The sequence below is a fragment of the Hyphococcus formosus genome, from assembly GCF_046736345.1.
GTDB lineage: Bacteria > Pseudomonadota > Alphaproteobacteria > Caulobacterales > Parvularculaceae > Hyphococcus > Hyphococcus formosus.
In genome coordinates, this window is the sequence record NZ_CP157210.1 from 2352046 (window position 1) to 2370238 (window position 18193).

Consider the following 18193-nt stretch of genomic DNA (forward strand, 5'->3'; position numbering starts at 1 on the left):
ATCATGTGGTAAGCATCAAAACGACCGCAAGGAGGAGCGCCGATAGAATCATCCGCCCCTCTATCATTGGATCTAATTTCATTAACTTTTTCCCGAGGCTCCAAACGCTCGGTAATGTAACCAATGCAATAGACGCATAGAGAATAATTGCCGCTTTCTCGCCGATATAGGTCATGGTCAGGGGTAGCGTAATCACCATCGCAATGCCGCCAATCACCGTAACAGCCGTAAAGCCTTTACTGTTCCCTGCCGCCAGTGCGGCGGTGCTGATCAAACGATAGGGAAGAAATAAAAGCGTTGGCGCGAGCAATTTCACATAATAGCCAACACCACTGAATGCATCAGGATAGATGATCGCAAAGATCGGTTCGGCGAGGAAATAGGCACCAATCGCCATCGCCACTGCCGCGGCATCCAACAGCAGCCGAATTTTTTTATAAAGGGTTTCAAATCCATCAGGATCTTCGCGCAGCACTTCGCTAAAAGCGGGAAAAAACACTCGTCCGATAACAGATTGAAAAACTGTAACCGCCGCCATGACCCAAATCGCGGCAATCGCATAAAGGCTGAATGACTGAGCATTCATCATCCAGCCGAAAATTAGCTGATCGCCCCGGTTTAAAATAAACCCAAAGAAAGAAGCGATAATCAGCCATTTTCCGAAATTGAAAATCTCTTTGAAATGCTCGCGATCAAGCATCCACGCCATACGCGGCCCGGCAAAAATAAAGTGCGAGAGGATTGTCGCGAATAACGCGCCGGATAATGTCCCAATGACCAGCGCCCAAATGCCAAAGCCCGCAACAGCAAGGGCAATTGTGACCACCATCGAAAACAGCTGCTGCGCTAGCTCCAGGCCAACAACGCGATTCATTTGAAGCCGACGCTCCGCCAGAGATCGGTTCGTCGAACCAAGCCCCGAAATCGGTAGTTGAACGCCCATGGCAACCATCAACCAGGGCAAAACCGGGTCCGCGAAAATGCTTTCATCATTCACATATCCGCCCAGCGTCAGGAAATAGACGCCAATGGCGGCAAAGATAATGATCGCCCAAACCAGCAAATTCCGCAGGATCTGGGTTGTCCATGCCGTTCGGATGAAGGCGGCTTTTTCGCTATTCGGGCTTCGGATCACGCTTGATCCGATGCCAATATCCGTCAACATCACTGCCCAGATGTTAATTGATAGCGCGACCGCCATCAGGCCGAAAACCTCTGGCATCAACAGACGGGTCAGGATCAAATTGGAAATCAGGCGCAAAACCTGGCTCACGCCAAATCCACTCATGATTGCCCCGCCGCTTGTCAGTATGCGCCGCCGCAACGAATGGACGGGCGAAACTGATGCTGTGGGTTGATCGCTGGTCATTTTATTAACTTTATTTTTCGACATCTGCCGCCTGATCACCGCACCTACGACAATTAAGTTTACAAATCTATGATTTAGTGGGCTGTGGGATTTCGGATGGCACATCCATTGCCAAGCGATGTTAACATGAATACGACCTTATCAAGGGCCCGCGACACGAGCTAAACAGTTACCTATGTCAACGCATTTCAAAGCCTTCATCGTCGTTTTCGTGATCTCCGTAATCGGCTTTGTCTTTTTTCGTAAACCCTATGCGTCTGCGATCGGCGCGCGGCAATTCGATAAATGGCGCAATTTGTGGCTGGCGGTAACCGCGTGCCTGTTCCTCGTGCCCAGTTTCTGGCCCTATATTATACTATCGGCGCTGGTCGTCTTTTTCATGACCAAGACGGACCCGTTGAAACCTGCGCTTTTTATGCTGCTGCTGTTTGTATCGCCGAATATTGGCGACGCGATCCCGGGCTTTGCGGGGATCAACAAATTTATCATGGTGACGCCACAAGCGGTTTTCACGCTGGTTCTTTTAATCCCCGCAATGATCGCCGCGCCGAAGATGAAAAAACTCGCGCAGGGCGGCGGCATGGCAGATCTTTGTTTTGTCTTGTTTCTGGCGCTTCAATTGGTGCTGTGCATGCGTGGACCAACGGTCACGCATATTATCCGTACGATGATCGAACAATTTCTGGTCATCGCGCCATTTTATTTCGTCTTTAGTCGAGCGCCAAAATCGCTCTCTGACATCCGCATAATTTCGGCGGCCTATACAGCACCGATACTGATCCTATCCGCCCTCTCGATTCTCGAACTCATCCGCACCTGGCATTTCTATACGAGCGTCGGCTATAACTGGTTTGGCGCGATGCCATTTACCTACACAATGCGCGATGGGTTTTTGCGGGCTTCCGGTTCGGTCATCGATCCCATTGTTTGGGGCTATATCGCGATGACCGGTATTGGCGTGGGGCTCGCTTTTTTCACCGAGAATTTTTCGAAATTCTATCGATATGCGGGCTTTGGATTATTAATCGCGGGGCTTCTCGTATCGCTGTCGCGGGGACCGTGGGTCGGGGCAGCGGCAATGATGATCACTTATGTATTGATCAGCCCCCAAGCCATGAGCCGCGCTGTTCATCTCGGTGGCCTAGGCCTTGTCGGCTTTCTGGTCGCGTTGGTGACGCCTTTTGGCCAGAAAATTATCGACCTGCTTCCCTTTATCGGTAGCTCTGCCGGGGATACGATTTCATACCGGCAACAACTTTTGAAAGCTGCCCGGGAGGTGATGGCGGAAAATCCGATTTTCGGCTCATCCGATTATCTTGACCATCCGAAACTACAGGCGCTCAGGCAAGGTCAGGGCATCATTGATATCGTCAACAGCTACTTGGAAGTCGGTCTGAAAAGCGGGTTTGTAGGGATGGGCCTATTTATCGGTGTATTCCTGTTTGCCCTGCTCGGCTTGCGGCGCGCGATGAAATCAGCCTTGAGCTATAATCCGACGCTTGCGCTTTATTGCCGGGCCTATTTCGCAGTTATTGTCGGAACCATGATCACCATCTTCACCACCAGTAGCGTGCTGCACACACCGATTGTCTATTGGTGCATGCTGGGGATCGCCGTCGCCCTTGTGCGGATCGAACGCCATTGCCGCGACAATCAACACGCCATGCCAGACGGTAATGAAGACGAGCAACCGGCCCTCGAAACGCCAGCGCAGTTTAACTGGAAATAGCAACTGCACCCCACGGTGGGAGCGCCGCCGACGAAATGCTAAACTTGTGTTTTGAGTTTAGTTTAGCCCGAGGTGCATTGAATGGCGTCCCTACCCCCCTCAGAGACGTTGATCTTGGAGATCGACGACGGATGGCTGCAGATCCGGTTCAATCGCCCGGAGGCCCGCAACGCCCTTTCCGATGAAATGGCGAGCGACCTCATGGGCGTGTTGCAGCGCGTTGCCGAGGATAGATCTGTACGCGGCATAACGCTTCGGGGCGAAGGCAATATATTTTGCGCGGGCGGCGATTTGAAAGGTTTTCAAAAAAGCCTCGCTGGCACGTTCACCCAAGACGAAGCTGAGGCCATGAGCCGTAGCGCCGGTGCATTATTCGCGCGCATCAACAGCATGCCGCAGGTGGTCGTCGCCATCGTCGAAGGTGCGGCGATTGCTGGCGGGCTCGGCATGGCATGTTGCGCCGACTTTGTTATTGCCAAAGAGGACGCGAAATTCTCGCTGACCGAAACAATGCTTGGCATCTCGCCAGCGCAGATTGCGCCCTATGTCATACAGCGCACCGGCCAAATGACGGCACGCCGGATGATGCTTACCGGTGCAAAATTCACTGCCAAAGAAGCGCACGCGCTGGGTATTGTCGATATCGTTGCACCCTCTACTGAAGGCCTCGCTAAGGCGGCCGATGAGATTAAGGCGAGTGTCCGGCGTTGCGCGCCCGGTGCCAATGCAGTCACAAAAGAAATCGCCTTGGCGAGCGGTCACCTTAACCGAGACGAGATGATTGCGTTCGCAGCAAAAGGCTTCGCCAAATGCATGTTAAGCGATGAAGGGCGCGAGGGCATTCTCTCCTTTGTAGAGAAGAGAAAACCTAGCTGGGCAAAATCCGATTAGGGCGATTTAAATGCAACATCCGGCCGATGATTTTTTGATCGAATGCGACGTGCTTGACGATCTTTTAAAGCGTCAAAATGCGGAAGATTTAATGCGCGAAACGCAATTCAAAAATTGGACAATCGAAGACATTATCGCGCATTTGCATATGTGGAATCATGCCGCTCTTTTGACCCTAGAATCGCGCGAAAAATTCCAATCCTTCCTGATGGAAATACTTCCAGTATTAGGCAAAGAAGGCCATATCGGCGCGCAGCGTCATTGGCTCAAAACGCACCTAGGTAACGCGCGTGGTCAGGCCCTCCTCAATGAGTGGTCTGCGCTATATCCGCAACTCGCCGCCGCCTATAAGCAGGCTGACCCAGAAAACCGCGTCGCATGGGTTGGGCCAGAGATGAGCACAACCGCAAAAATAATCGCAAGGCAGATGGAATGTTGGGCCCATGGCCAGGCCATTTTCGATCTTCTTGGTGCGGATCGCCCGGAATCCGACCGTATTCGCAATATCTGCCATCTCGGCGTCACGACCTATAGCTGGACATTCCGCAACCGACAGACCGACCCCCCGCAACCAAAGCCCCATGTCCATTTGACTGCCCCCGCTGGTGCAGCGTGGGAATGGAATGACGTGCAAGCCGACAACTTTGTCCGCGGCAGCGCGGTCGAATTTGCCCAGATTGTCACGCAAACCCGCAATATTGCGGATACAAACCTAGAGACCTTTGGCGATGCAGCCAAGCAATGGATGACGATCGCGCAATGCTTTGCCGGCCTGCCCGAAGACCCGCCCGCCAAGGGCACTCGGTATAAGGATATTCAATAGCTTACACTTCTAACGATTACGCACACCAACTATACGTTCTCCTACGACGGGCTTGCGTTCTTCATTAAGCACCCATAATCTCTGCGTCGGTCTGCGACAGGGGTGCCAGTCGTAAGCACGGGGGGAGCTATGAAACGTTTACTGTCTTTTCCGACTGCGGCTTGTGTGTCCGTTGCGCTAATTTGCGCTGCGTGCACCAAAGCGGAGGAACAACCCGCCACTGCGGAATCGGAAAATGTTCTCGGATACAAAACCGGAAATCCAAATGAATGGCCGGCGGAACTTGATGCGGTCATAGCTGCACCGGGGAATCACAAAATTCTGCTGGAAAATGAATCCGTTCGAGTGCTTGAGGTCTCTTTAGCACCCAACGAAGTTGAACCCTTACATTCGCATCGCTGGCCCAGCGTCCTTTATATTCAGGAGGCGGGTCATTTTGTTGATTCCGATGCGGATGGAAATGTCATTTTTGATACGCGCGCGTTGGATGTACCGCTTACCTTTCCATTGACGATGTGGAAGGAACCGGAAGCGCCGCATTCTGTCACCAATTTGAGCGACGACACTCCTATCCGATTAGTCCGGGTCGAAATTAAAAACTAACACACTTTGCTTCGCCACCGCGCCTTGTGTTTGGGCAACTCAACAGGCGGGCGTTCATCCTATTGAGCAAAAACACGCCGCAGAGAATCAAGGCACGGGGAATGAAATGACCGCTAAAAATAAGATTGACCGGGTCAACGGTTGGCTGACCCTCGGGGCGAATTTAGGTGTTGTGCTAGGCCTGTTCATTTTGATCATCGAGGTTCAGCAAAATGCTGCTTTGACTCGTGCGGCACTAGAGGCTGATAAAAACAATCAACTTGCCAATATTGAATTAAGTCTAGCCTCACCGGAAACAGCTGCGGCATGGACAAAATCCGTACGCGCACCTGAAGCCATGACTGATACTGAAATTAGGATCGTCGAGTCACATATGGTGGCGGTAATGTTGCAATGGGATAATCTTTTTCAAATGGAAGCCAACGGATTGACGACAATGGCCCGAGTGGAAAGCCATATTCGGAATACTGCACCATTTTATTTTGGGAGCAGATTTGGCAAGAACTGGTGGAAAAGGCAAATGCTTGGATGGGAGGGTACACCGATGTTTGATGTTGCCGATCCAATTATCTTGAACGTCGATTCCGAGTTCATCGTCACTTACCTAGACCAAAACCGACTACGTACGCCGGAAACAATGGGTAAGGAATAATAATGCTTCTCCGCCGCATCACCGAACACGTCAAAGCGCAAAACTGGACCGCCGTCGCGCTAGACTTCTTCATTGTGGTTGTCGGCGTTTTTATCGGTATTCAGGTCGCGAACTGGAATGATGACCGGCAACGCACGGCCAATGAAAGGCTTTATCTTGAACGGCTGTATGCTGAAGTCATGATACTGAGAGAAGAGCGGGGATTCTATGATCGAATTCGCGCGTCCAATGCGGCGTTGCTGGTCGAAGCGGTTAGTTTTATTGAAGATGAAACTGCAACTGCGGCTCTTTCGCCGGCACATTGTTACGCGATTGCGGACATGTCCTATCTCACCGCGCCGCCCACCGGTTTACCCACCGCAACTGAATTGTTGTCGGCGGGTCAGTTGAACATCATTCGCGCTCCAAAAGTCCGCGCCGGCATCCTCGATTTTTATCAGGAAGCGGACCGGGCCAGTGATCTGATTGCGGAAATTTCCCGGAACAGTGTCAACCTCTCCCGTCTCTATCCTGATTATTTCACGATCCGGCTCGTTGCAGACACCAGCCATAACGATGGGTTTGACCGTGCTGTTCAGTGCGATGAACACGCGATGCGCGAGAACCACACTTTCAGGAACCAACTTCACGACATGACTTTCGCCTATCAAATTTACAACGGACGAGGGGTTCAGAAAGTCTCCAAGTCTTTGCACGATCTGCATAGTGAGCTTGAAATAGTGCTTTCGAAGGCAAAAAACTGAGCTCGCCCCATGATCCTCCGCCGCATCACCGAACACGTCAAAGCGCAAAACTGGACGGCGGTCGCGCTCGATTTTTTTATCGTCGTTGCCGGCGTTTTCATCGGTATTCAGGTCGCGAACTGGAATGACGCACAGCAGAGCAAAGCACAAGTGGCTGATTTAATGACGCGGATGGTATCTGACGCGACCACAATGCGCAGAGAAATGGCACGTTATAAAGAGTTTCATCAAGCGATTTACGAGAACGCATTTCAATGCACCCTTGCACTAAAGGACAAAAAGACCTGCATAGCGACGGAAACAGGTAGTATAGCACACATTCAATCTGCGAATGTGCGGACTGGCATTCAAACGATTACGGATGAAATGGAATTTATTGATCGCCAATGGCAACGATATGTAAGCATGAAACAAAACGCCTTAGCCATTCGGGTCAATCCTGAATCCAGCAAATATGTATACGCAGCAATTGCGGCATTGACGAATGAGACTGAGGCCAAAAATTAATCCAGCCCACATCATCGAACGAATTCAGTTTTAGTTGCGTATGGAAAAACACAGATGCCCGGGGATCAATGAACGGGCAATTACGATAGGGGACTTTCATGAAGACGTTTATTCTATGCGCGGGCATGCTTGCCTTAGCGGCCTGTTCGAATTCCGGTGACACCGCTTCGAACAGAACTGCCACAACTGAGCAAACAGCAAACCTTCAGGAAACGCTGCTTCCTGATTATCTCGCGCGCATTAATGCCAACGACCTCGATACGGTGATGGAGGGCTTCACTGATGATGTCGTATTTCAAGCACCCAATGCGCCGGAAGTGATTGGCAAGGCCGCATTGCGCGAATGGATCGGTGGTTATCTCGCCGCTTTCGACACGCAATGGGTCAAAACCTCCCAAGACATGATCGTCAGCGGTGATTATGCGATTGAACGCTATAGCTATCAGTCGACGGACACCATGAAAGCAACAGGCTCGGTGCACACCGACATCGGCAAAGGCGTTATCATCTATCACAAGGAAGCTGACGGCGTATGGCGCGTTGCCCACGACGCCTGGAGCTCGGATTTACCGCTGACACCGCCTGGCGAATAGGCGAGCGGGACGTTCTACCGCGCTAGCTAGGCGGGCCAATGCCGCAATGTAAAAAGGTAATGGTACCGCCTGGTGGTCTCGAACCACCGACCTCTAGATCCACAATCTAGCGCTCTAACCAACTGAGCTAAGGCGGCTTATGAAGGCGCGGAACCTACGCGCGGCCCCCCGCTATTTCAAGCGGGGAGGCGTCAGTTTTCATAAAGTTTCAGCCAGAAAATGCAAATCCCTTAGGAACCGGCACCCAATAAGGCGATTTCCCGCTTGAGTTGGGCAATCCGCGTTGCATCATTTGGGTGTGTCGCCAAAAATTCAGGCGGTGAACCGCTTTTTTGTGCGGACATTTTTTCCCAAAACCGTACGGCTTCATTGGGGTTATAGCCCGCGCGGTGCATATAGCGGAGGCCATATTTATCCGCTTCCAGCTCGTGCTGACGCGAGAACGGCAAAATCACCCCATATTGCGCGCCGAGGCCGAGCGCCTGAAGGGCGACCTGAGAGCCTTGACCACTTCCCAAAGCGACCTGCGCGACACTTAGGCCCGCTTGCGCCGCGGCGGTCCGGCCATAGCGCTGACCTGAATGGTTGAATTTCACATGAGCAACTTCGTGGCCCATAACGGTGGCGATTTGCGCATCATTTTCCATGATATCGAGGATGCCGGTATAAAAGCCGATCTTTCCGCCCGGCAGCGCAAACGCGTTCAAATCATCGGACTCGAAAACCGCAACTTCCCACCCGGCGGGGCTATCCCCTGCGGCCGCGATGATCTTTGGCATCACCCGATTCACCCGCGAAACATAACGCGGATCATTGGTGGTTTTCTGTTGCGCCTTCAAATCGGTCCATGCGGATGCCGCGAGCTGTGCCATCTGCTCGCTGTTCGGGGTGAAGGCCTGCGAGACGGTCTCGCAGCCGGGCGTCAAAACAACGATGCTCCCAGCCGCGGCCGCTTGAACAAAGCGCCGGCGGGACATGGTCACCTTGTGATCGAGAACCTGAAATTTGTCGCTCATCGGAATCCCCTCTGCGTTAACTCTTGAGTAATCATAGGCCACCAGCCGCCCCGGCACAAATTCGATTTGCACCGCGAAAGTTCCAAAAATCGCGAAAAATTCCTACGGCTCCAGCTCGCAATCCCAGTACAGGAAGTCCTGCCAACTTTCATGAAGATAATGCGGCGGAAAAGCCCGGCCCCGTTCATTAAGCTCATACATGGTTGGCCGAACCGGCTCGCGCGCAGGGAACATTTTCGCCTCTCGCGGGGTGCGGCCGCCCTTGCGAATATTGCAGCTACTACAAGCGGCTACGATATTCTCCCATGTGGTTCGCCCGCCTTGGGACCGCGGCACGACGTGGTCGAAGGTCAGGGCATCGCGCTCAGTCGACAGGCAATATTGGCACGCAAAACTATCGCGCAAGAACACATTGAACCGCGTAAAGGCCGGCGCGCGAGTATGGCTGACAAAGGTCTTCAGCGACACAACCGAAGGCAACCGCATCTCGAAATTCTGGCTGTGCACACGCGTATCATATTGTGCAACCACATCCACACGATCAAGAAACACCGCTTTGAGCGCGTCCTGCCATGACCATAATGACAAAGGAAAATAACTGAGCGGCCGAAAGTCCGCATTCAGAACAAGTGCCGGACAGGCATCAGGGGAGCGTTGCGCAACGGACATTAGCAACGCCCCTTTGCGGTCAGATCACAGAAACAAGAATGCCAACTCAATACTCTGAAAGCGGGAACTCCCCTGCTGTCGCATTAGAATAAACCAAACTTGTACAGAACATCTATAGCTGATTCTGCATGACAGAAGTTTGACGATTTAGGCGATATTTTCGCAACACTCGTCTAAATCGGTGTGCGCCCGCGAATATGAGCGTAATAGGTCCATAAAATATGGGCGGCGACACCACGATAAGGTGCCCATTTCTGGGCTCGGGTATCAAATTGTTTCATATCGGGCCGCGGGCCACGCTGCCGTGCCGCATTATAAGCGCCCAACAAGGCGACGTCACCTCGGGGCCAAATATCAACCCGCCCCTGACAAAACAGAAGGTAAATTGCGGCGGTCCATGGCCCTATGCCTTTGATACTTTGTAGCGTTTTGGCGGCGGTCTCGTCATCCATCGATGATAACGCCTGATCGTTTATTACACCGCTTTGCCAGACCTCGGCGAGCGCCATCACATATCGCGCCTTGGGCGTGGAAAGCCCGAACTCGCGCAACCCATCCTGGCCCAACTCAAGGGCAGCATCAGCGCGCCGACAATCCATGCCGTCCTGACAGCGCGCCCAGATCGCCTGAGCACTCGGCACAGAGACTTGCTGCTCTACGATGATCCGAAACAGCGCCTCAAACCCGCCGGGCCGGCGGCGAATATGCGGTGCGCCGATCGCGTCTAAAGCGCGCGCAAGCGTTTTGTCCTTGCGCGCCAAAACGGTACAAGCCGCACTCGTGTCGCCAAATACATCGAGCGACGCCGGTTGAGAATTATTCGGGCTGAGCCTCGCCAATTTTATCCTGTGTTTTGGTTTCAAAATCGCTGGCGTCATGACGCTCGTGCAATTGGGTCGCGGGGTCACCAAAGGTCCGGTTTACCATTCGGCCACGTTTCACCGCCGGACGCTCAGCCAGTTCCTCTGCCCAGCGCACAAGGTTCTTATATTCCGTGACCTGAAGAAATTCACCGGCATCATAAAGCTTGCCATGCGCCATCCAGCCATACCAAGGGTAGATCGCAATATCCGCAATCGTATAGTCGTCGCCGATCATATATCGCCGATTAGCGAGGTTTTTATCGAGCACATCAAGCTGACGCTTCACTTCCATAGAAAAGCGATTGATCGGATATTCAAATTTCTTTGGCGCATACGCATAAAAATGACCAAACCCGCCACCGAGATAAGGCGCGCTCCCCATCTGCCAAAACAGCCAGGACAACATCTCAGGGCGCAATGACGGATCGCTGGGCAAGAAAGCATCAAACTTCTCTGCGAGGTGCAATAGAATAGCGCCCGATTCGAAAACCCGTATCGGCTTTTCGCCCGTTTTATCAATCAGTGCAGGGATTTTTGAATTCGGGTTAATCTCGACAAAACCGCTACCGAATTGATCGCCATCACCGATGCGGATCAAATGCGCGTCATATTCAGCGCCCGCCTCTCCCTTTTCGAGAAGCTCTTCGAACATGGTGGTGACTTTAACGCCGTTCGGGGTTCCGAGCGAATAAAGCTGAAACGGATGCCGACCCTCGGGCAATTTCTTTTCATGGGTCGCGCCAGAAATCGGACGATTAATATTGGCGAATTGACCGCCACTTTCAGAATCCCAAGTCCAGACTTTCGGCGGCGTATAGCTATTCGACATCGGTTTCTCCTGTTTATTCGATGTCCCGGTGATTTAAGATGGCGATGCCCAATTCAAATTCGCATTTGCGTGAAGAGGGCAGATTTTGCCGCAGATCAGAACTTTTTCTCTTCCAACAGGGCCTTCGCGTCGCCGCCAAGATCTTCGAGGAAGTGTTTAGCGGTCGCCTCGCCCATTGTAATTCCGCTTTTTGCGATCTTTACCATCGGGTCGAGATAAGTCGTCTCATCATCTTTGAGATTTCCGATGCGTCCACGACGGCGCAGTCCAGCGCGCGAAATATCGAGAATTTCCAGCGCGACATCCTGAACGGTTCTGCCGTCGATTTCTGCCTTAAAGCCATATTGCGCAGCATCCAGCCTGAGCTGTTCGCGCATTTCCGTCGTCCAGTTTTTCGCAACATCCCACGCCGCGGACAGCGCGTCCTCATCATATAACAGCCCGACCCAGAATGCGGGGAGCGCGCAAATTCCGGCCCAAGGCACCCCATCGGCACCGCGCATTTCCAAAAAGCGCTTGAGCCGGACTTCAGGAAACGCCGTAGACAGATGATCTTCCCAATCTTCCATTGTTGGAATTTCACCGGGAAGAATGGGCAACTCACCTTTCAGGAAATCGCGGAAGGAGAGACCGGCAGCGTCGATAAATTTTCCATTGCGCCGAACAAAATACATCGGAACATCGAGCATATAATCGACATAACGCTCATAGCCAAAACCATCCTCGAATACGAAGTTTAATAGGCCAGTCCTATCGGGGTCGGTATCGGTCCAAATATGCGCGCGATAAGACGCGTAACCGGATGACTTACCTTCATAGAGGCCGGAATTGGCAAAGAGCGCGGTCGCAATTGGCTGTAACGCCAGTGACGTGCGGAATTTTTGCGCCATGTCCGCCTCAGAGGCGTAATCAAGATTGACCTGAACCGTGCAGGTCCGGTGCATCATGTCGAGACCGAGATTGCCAACCGTCGGCATATAACGGCGCATAATGTCGTAGCGCGCCTTTGGCATTTTCGGAATTTCCGCACGGGTCGCCATTGGCGTAAATCCCATGCCAAGAAATGCGACGCCAAGCGGATCACAAACCTTTTTAACCGCATGAAGGTGGCGGTGAACTTCGTCACAGGTTTGATGAATATTTTCAAGCGGTGCGCCCGACAATTCAAACTGACCACCGGGCTCCAGCGAAACACTCGCCCCCGCGCCTTTCAGGCCGATCGGCAAACCATTTTCAGCGATAATCGCCCAGCCGGTTTCTTCACTCAGCTTTTCAAGGATTGCGCGAATACCATTTTCGCCTTCATAGGGAACATGCTTCAGGCTGGTACGGCAGAAAACAAATTTCTCGTGTTCAGTGCCGATGCGCCATTGATCCTTGGGCTTTTCCCCCTCGGCAATATAGTGCGCCAGTTGTTCTAGCGATTCGATACGCGGCGAGTCGCCGGTTGATTCCTTGGCGGTTGTCACTTTTCTCTCCAACTCTCAAGGCGCATTGCCCCATTTATGCCGCTCTAAAGGGCCAAGCGCCGTACGCCAAGCCTTGTTATGTTCACGCTCTCGCGACGTCAGCGCGTACGCCAATCACCGAGCGCCGCCTGCCATAGGGTCAGCGCGGCAATTGCCGCTGTATCTGCTCTTAAAATCCGCGGTCCTAGGGTCGCCGGAATCACGAAAGATTGTTCACGCAGGCTTTGCCGCTCCTCCGGCGTAAACCCGCCCTCCGGGCCAGTCAGCACACCCCATGATTCAGTTTTGCTATCCAATTGTGTTAGCGCTTCTAATATTGGTTGCGCCCGTCCCTTTTCGCCGCCCCATTCTTTTTCTGCCTCATCCCCCGCTTCATCGCAGAACAAAAGCTGGCGCTCCGTATCCCAATCCGAAATCAAGCTTGCCAGCTTGATGGGCTGATGAATGGTCGGGACATTCATGCGCTCACATTGTTCGGCGGCCTCGGTGGCGATGGATTGAAGCCGTTCAATATTAAGCTTTGGCGCATTGGTGCGCTCTGTGGTCACCGGCACGAAACCCGCGACACCAATCTCTGTTCCCTTTTGCAAAATCATTTCCAAGGGACCGCGCTTCACCGGCGCGAAATAAAGCGTCAGATCAGGCTCTGACTGCTGGGGCCGCAATTGAACATCCGCAACCGCAATACCGCCGCGCTTTTTCAATTCGCCAATACGCGCCGAAAACTCGCCATCGCGCCCATTGAATACGCGCAACGGATCACCCTCGGCGCGGCGCAGCACATTGCGCAGATAATGGACCTGTTCCGTCGTCAGCGGCAGCGCGCTTCCTGCGGTGATCGGCAAATCAATGTATAGGCGCGGAATCATGGGGAACCTTTAGAGAAATTTTAGCGATGGGAAAACGGCAAATGCGCACAGAAAATTTCATGTTCGTGCGCGTGGTGAACTTATTCCATATGACCTAACCTTTCCTTTTATGCGGGCCCGACTTCACACGTCATTACGGGCCACGACCCGCAATCCACCAACATACGCCAACCCTTCACCCGACCACTGGATCCCGGATCAAGTCCGGGATGACGTAGGAGACGTTTCCGCTCTCACCTCACGCGTCATTGCGGGCTCCGGCCCGCAATCCACCAACAAGCGCCAACCCTTCGCCGGACCGCTGGATACCCGATCACGTCCGGGATGACGGCGGAAACGTTTCCGACCTAACCTCACGCGTCATTGCGGGTCGGGGCCCGCAATCCACTAACATACGCCAACCCTCGCCGGGCCGCTGGATACCCGATCACGTCCGGGATGACGGCTTTATCACACAGGCGTTGAGCGCTAGAACCCCGGCATGACAAACTCAACGCCCTCAACCCCTGATGCTGCGCCCGGTAACTGGGTCGATCATACGCCTGCTCAAATCCGCCCTTATCTGCGGTTGATGCGCGCCGACCGCCCGATCGGGACATGGCTATTGCTGATCCCGTGCCTATGGGGCTTGGCCCTTGCGGCGGCGGCCGGCCATAATGGCAGCTCGTTATTCTGGTATCCGATCTTTTTCGCGATCGGTGCCTTTGTCATGCGCGGGGCCGGATGCGCCTATAACGATATTGTCGATCGCGATTTCGACGCCAAAGTCGAGCGCACGGCCCTGAGGCCCATTCCTTCGGGTCAGATCAGCGTCAAAAAAGCATGGGCATTCCTCGTCTTTCTTTGCCTGATCGGTCTCATCGTTCTTTTGCAATTCAACCAATTCACGATCTTGCTTGGGCTGGCGTCGCTATTATTGGTGGCCGCCTATCCATTCATGAAGCGCATTACCTATTGGCCGCAGGCATGGCTGGGCCTGACCTTTAACTGGGGCGCGTTGCTGGGCTTTGCCGCGGCGGCCGGCACGCTCGCGCCCGCTGCATTCGCGCTTTATGGTGCCGGCATCTTTTGGACCCTCTTTTACGATACGATCTACGCCCATCAGGACACGGATGATGACGCGCTGATCGGGGTGAAATCCACGGCCCTTCGACTGGGCGAAGCGACGCAAAAATGGCTTATCGGTTTCGCGACCATGACCATTGCGGGATTTATGCTCGCCGGTTTTTTGATCGCTGCGCATCCGCTTTATTACGCGGCGCTTATTCCCGCGATTGTGCACCTTACCTGGCAGATCCGAACGCTTGATATTCACGACAGTCACAATTGCTTGAGATTGTTTAAATCCAACCGCGATTGCGGTTTGTTACTGCTTCTTGCACCGATATGTGATCGGATAACGCATCTGATCTGAGTATTTCTAACGTAAAACAGGGGCGGCAGAAAAAAGCAAAGGATACGCCTCATGACCAGATTGACCCGTCGGCACATCGCACTAGGCTTATTGGGCACTGTGGCCGGATGCGGTATCCAGACAAAGGAAGAAGCCATGGCTAAATCACCTGATCCTTCGACGATTCCTGATTACGAAAAATGGCAACTCTCCAATGACGAATGGAAGAAACGTCTTTCTCCCGAGGCCTATGCGGTGCTGCGCAAAGAAGCGACCGAACGTCCGCGCACAAGCCCGCTGAATGACGAAAAGCGCGACGGTATTTACGCCTGCGCCGGCTGCGGGTTCGATTTATTCAATTCCGACACCAAATTTGAAAGCGGCACAGGCTGGCCATCGTTCTGGGATTACATACCCGGCGCGCTGGGCACCAAGACTGACCTCAAACTCATTATCCCGCGTACGGAATATCACTGCGCGCGCTGCGGCGGCCATCAGGGACATGTCTTTAAAGACGGCCCTGAACCAACCGGTTTGCGCTATTGCAATAATGGTGTCGCATTGACCTTTAAACCGGCGTAATTTTCGAATTTCTCTTTTCTGCCTCAAGCGCTTTGACCTTTTGATTGAGCGCTTCGATCAATACCGCATGGATTTCCGCCGTTTCAATCAAACGCTGGATCCATGCCCCCGCGGCCAGACCGGTTGCCGGATCATACTGCGCCTCGTCGGGCATGGCGGTCAGATGTCGTTTCTCTTTCCAATGACGGGCATAGCCATCAAGGGTTAAGGGGTCATAATTGCTACCGATCCGCGCCTTGAATTTTCGCATTGGTTCGTGCGTGCGGGTAATTTTCTCCGGCGGCGATAATTCTCTCTCAAGATCATGTTCCGGCGCGCGAATACGGTCCGGCACCAATGCGTCCCATTTCGCGGGGTCGATCTGTCCATCGAGGGCCTGATCGAAAACATAACAGCTCAAAAGCACATTATCGTCATAGACCGCTTCGGCATTAATCGTGCCCACACCGTGACTGTTCCCGGTGGGGCTTCCAATCACAACACCGCCATCGGATGCGATCCGCATACGTTCATTCAATCCCGACACGCCGGTGTGAAAACTGAGCGCCGCTGGCAAATCGCTACCGCTCACCGTGTCATCGACAATGCCGTTGATAAGCGCCGTTTGCCGAAAGGCACCATCCGCGTATCCGCGAAAGGAAAAACCACCCAGCCAATCGCCATCAACTAGATCAGCAGGTGATGCCTTACTCCCCCGCGCGCGCCGCTGGATCGAAAAGCCAGCGCTTGTTGGGCTGATGCCTGAATATTCAGACAACACAACCAGCGCAAAACCATCATCCTTTTCAAGGTGAAAATCCCCATCCGCCGGGTTCGTTCCTGCTTCGCCCAGAATATGAAACCGTGCGGTGGGCGTAATGCCCAGCCCCATCCGGACATTTTGCGTATCGATAACGACCGCGTTTTGCCATGACGATCCGTCAGCGGAGGTTTTCAAGTGAAAATTATCATCGCCCGTAAGACCAAATTCTGCGCGCCCCGACATAGCCGTTTGAAACAGGACCGAGGCCGTATCGCCAACGAGGTTTTTATTGATGATCGCCCGGCAATCACCACTGCCGGGGGTGATGTCATCATGACCAAACAAAACCGCATCTGATTTTACCGATAGGCGGTTGATGCTATCCGCCGTAGTATTCACCCCGAAAAGACCGGCAGTTTCCGCCGCGTCGCCCGAAAGCGTGGTCCAGCCGCTACCATCATAAACGACCAGCAGGTTTTCATCCGCCACCCATGCGCGCATGCCGGCGACCGGTGAAATCCGCTCCCACGCGCCATCCTGAAACGCGACCACATCGTCATCATCAAATGATGACCACACATCGCCCGTCGGTGTAGCGAGAATATAGATATCGCCATCGGATGGCATTTCTGGTTCGGCGGCAATCGTACGTGATCGGACGGTCATTTGCGTCAGCGCATCAAGCCGCCTGATCGTCTCGTTCACGGTGACATGTTTTTGTGCCTGATTTGGCTGAACATAAGAAAGCGCCAGGCGCGGGGACTGTTCCATTCATAAGGCTCCGTTAACGGCAATAAAATTCACTGCCGGGAACCATAAGCCCGCCCCGCCGTTGGTGGATAACTATGCACCGAATGCGGGATAGCGCACGATTTTCATCTTTTTTGATGTAGCGAAAAGCAGTCTTATCAACCTATTGGTTCGGGCCGCAGTTCAGTCTATGACGCCCGCAGTGAGTAAAAGGAGAATAACAATGCAAGATGCAAATGGCGGCGTTGCCGAAGAACCAGACAAGCTAAATGTAGCGGTCACATTTATTCATGGCATGGTGGAGAAAGCGGCGTCTTATCTACCGAGTGTCATTGGCGCGCTGGTGGTTTTGGTCATCGGGCTTTGGGTCGCAGGCCGCATAAAGAAATTGGTGAGCGCTGGTATTTCAAAATCGGGCCGCATCGATGAAACCTTGGCCGGGTTTCTTTCGAGCCTTGTTCATTATGGCCTGATCGCCCTTGTCCTTATCACGACTTTGGGCGTCTTTGGCGTTCCGACCACAAGCTTTGCCGCCGTCATCGGTGCCGCCGGTCTTGCGATTGGTTTGGCCTTGCAGGGTACGCTGGGGCATGTCGCGTCTGGTGTGATGATGCTTGGCTTCCGCCCATTTGATGTTGGTGATTTTGTCGACGCCGCTGGCGTTTCCGGCACGGTTAAAAAGATCGGCCTCTTCACCACCGAAATGTCCACGACCGATAATAAAAAGCTGATTATTCCGAACGGGATGATCTTTGATGATGTCATCACCAATTATGCGGGCTTTGACACACGCCGTGTCGATTTCCTGTTTGGGGTGTCATATGACGATGATCTCGACAAAGCGATTTCGCTCATCAAGGATGAGATCGAGAAAGACGGACGCGGCCTTTCGGAGCCTGAACCGGTGATCGCTGTCGATAGTCTTGGCGATAGCTCCGTGAATATTCTGGCCCGTGTCTGGGTCAATCGCGAAGACTATTTCCCGGTCAAATGGGCATTGTTGAAATCGGTGAAAGAGCGCTTTGATGCGGAAGGCGTATCGATCCCCTATCCTTGCCGTTCGATCTATATGGAAAAATCCGAATAGACGGGCTAAAAATT

19 protein-coding genes and 1 tRNA gene are annotated in these 18193 nt (G+C 53.1%); 11 read left to right on the forward strand and 9 right to left on the reverse strand.

The features are described from left to right. Position 1: 1 nt before the first annotated feature. Entirely contained in the window at positions 2–1369 is a 1368-nt protein-coding gene (locus ABFZ83_RS10785; RefSeq protein ID WP_411816561.1) for an oligosaccharide flippase family protein, read from the reverse strand. A gap of 175 nt (positions 1370–1544) precedes the next feature. Here ABFZ83_RS10785 and ABFZ83_RS10790 point away from each other — a divergent pair, with 175 nt between their 5' ends. The 8 genes from ABFZ83_RS10790 (at position 1545) to ABFZ83_RS10825 (ending at position 7910) form a co-directional block, all read left to right on the forward strand. Further along, on the forward strand, positions 1545–3098 hold the full coding sequence (locus ABFZ83_RS10790; RefSeq protein WP_411816562.1) for an O-antigen ligase family protein: 1554 nt from the start codon (positions 1545–1547) through the stop codon (positions 3096–3098). Between the two features lie 81 nt (positions 3099–3179). After that, positions 3180–3989, forward strand: coding sequence for an enoyl-CoA hydratase/isomerase family protein (locus ABFZ83_RS10795; protein ID WP_411816563.1), 810 nt, complete (start codon positions 3180–3182; stop codon positions 3987–3989). A gap of 10 nt (positions 3990–3999) precedes the next feature. After that, the gene (locus ABFZ83_RS10800; protein ID WP_411816564.1) at positions 4000–4812 is read left to right on the forward strand and encodes a TIGR03084 family metal-binding protein; all 813 of its coding nucleotides are present in this window, start codon (positions 4000–4002) and stop codon (positions 4810–4812) included. A gap of 129 nt (positions 4813–4941) precedes the next feature. Next, positions 4942–5415, forward strand: a complete 474-nt coding sequence (locus tag ABFZ83_RS10805) for a hypothetical protein (RefSeq protein WP_411816565.1) — start codon at positions 4942–4944, stop codon at positions 5413–5415. A gap of 106 nt (positions 5416–5521) precedes the next feature. Further along, a complete protein-coding gene (locus ABFZ83_RS10810; protein ID WP_411816566.1) occupies positions 5522–6067 on the forward strand; it encodes a hypothetical protein in 546 nt (181 codons plus the stop codon). A gap of 2 nt (positions 6068–6069) precedes the next feature. Continuing rightward, positions 6070–6810: a hypothetical protein gene (locus ABFZ83_RS10815; protein WP_411816567.1), complete on the forward strand. Its 741-nt coding sequence runs from the start codon at positions 6070–6072 to the stop codon at positions 6808–6810. 9 nt (positions 6811–6819) lie between these two features. After that, positions 6820–7317 carry a hypothetical protein gene (locus ABFZ83_RS10820; protein WP_411816568.1) on the forward strand — a complete coding sequence of 166 codons (498 nt, stop codon included), beginning with the start codon at positions 6820–6822 and terminating at the stop codon, positions 7315–7317. A 98-nt stretch (positions 7318–7415) separates the two neighbouring features. Continuing rightward, entirely contained in the window at positions 7416–7910 is a 495-nt protein-coding gene (locus ABFZ83_RS10825; RefSeq protein ID WP_411816569.1) for a YybH family protein, read from the forward strand. 60 nt (positions 7911–7970) lie between these two features. Here the strand turns inward: ABFZ83_RS10825 and ABFZ83_RS10830 are convergent. From ABFZ83_RS10830 to ABFZ83_RS10860, 7 genes are all read right to left on the reverse strand, one after another. After that, positions 7971–8047 (reverse strand) — tRNA-His (locus ABFZ83_RS10830). 93 nt (positions 8048–8140) lie between these two features. Beyond that, positions 8141–8926, reverse strand: coding sequence for a M48 family metallopeptidase (locus ABFZ83_RS10835; RefSeq protein ID WP_411816570.1), 786 nt, complete (start codon positions 8924–8926; stop codon positions 8141–8143). Positions 8927–9028: 102 nt separating this feature from the next. Then, positions 9029–9595, reverse strand: coding sequence for an HNH endonuclease (locus tag ABFZ83_RS10840; RefSeq protein ID WP_411816571.1), 567 nt, complete (start codon positions 9593–9595; stop codon positions 9029–9031). Positions 9596–9768: 173 nt separating this feature from the next. Then, on the reverse strand, positions 9769–10434 hold the full coding sequence (locus ABFZ83_RS10845) for a DNA-3-methyladenine glycosylase family protein (RefSeq protein WP_411816572.1): 666 nt from the start codon (positions 10432–10434) through the stop codon (positions 9769–9771). Next, positions 10412–11287 (reverse strand): glutathione-dependent disulfide-bond oxidoreductase, encoded by an 876-nt coding sequence (gene yghU / locus ABFZ83_RS10850; protein ID WP_411816573.1) that lies wholly within the window; start codon positions 11285–11287, stop codon positions 10412–10414. Before yghU ends, ABFZ83_RS10845 begins: the two co-directional genes overlap by 23 nt. 95 nt (positions 11288–11382) lie before the next feature. Continuing rightward, positions 11383–12756 (reverse strand): glutamate--cysteine ligase, encoded by a 1374-nt coding sequence (locus ABFZ83_RS10855; protein ID WP_411816574.1) that lies wholly within the window; start codon positions 12754–12756, stop codon positions 11383–11385. 98 nt (positions 12757–12854) lie between these two features. After that, a complete protein-coding gene (locus ABFZ83_RS10860) occupies positions 12855–13625 on the reverse strand; it encodes a 16S rRNA (uracil(1498)-N(3))-methyltransferase (protein ID WP_411816575.1) in 771 nt (256 codons plus the stop codon). 481 nt (positions 13626–14106) lie between these two features. On the opposite strand from ABFZ83_RS10860, the gene ubiA reads away from it, so the two are divergent. Continuing rightward, positions 14107–15039 carry a 4-hydroxybenzoate octaprenyltransferase gene (gene ubiA / locus ABFZ83_RS10865; protein WP_411816576.1) on the forward strand — a complete coding sequence of 311 codons (933 nt, stop codon included), beginning with the start codon at positions 14107–14109 and terminating at the stop codon, positions 15037–15039. Between the two features lie 135 nt (positions 15040–15174). Continuing rightward, on the forward strand, positions 15175–15600 hold the full coding sequence (gene msrB, locus ABFZ83_RS10870) for a peptide-methionine (R)-S-oxide reductase MsrB (RefSeq protein ID WP_411818825.1): 426 nt from the start codon (positions 15175–15177) through the stop codon (positions 15598–15600). Here msrB and ABFZ83_RS10875 read toward each other — a convergent pair. Then, positions 15587–17113, reverse strand: a complete 1527-nt coding sequence (locus ABFZ83_RS10875) for a DUF2793 domain-containing protein (RefSeq protein WP_411816577.1) — start codon at positions 17111–17113, stop codon at positions 15587–15589. The genes msrB and ABFZ83_RS10875 overlap by 14 nt on opposite strands. A gap of 202 nt (positions 17114–17315) precedes the next feature. Between ABFZ83_RS10875 and ABFZ83_RS10880 the strand changes: the two genes are divergently transcribed. Beyond that, positions 17316–18179, forward strand: a complete 864-nt coding sequence (locus tag ABFZ83_RS10880) for a mechanosensitive ion channel family protein (protein ID WP_411816578.1) — start codon at positions 17316–17318, stop codon at positions 18177–18179. The last annotated feature ends 14 nt before the right edge of the window (positions 18180–18193 follow it).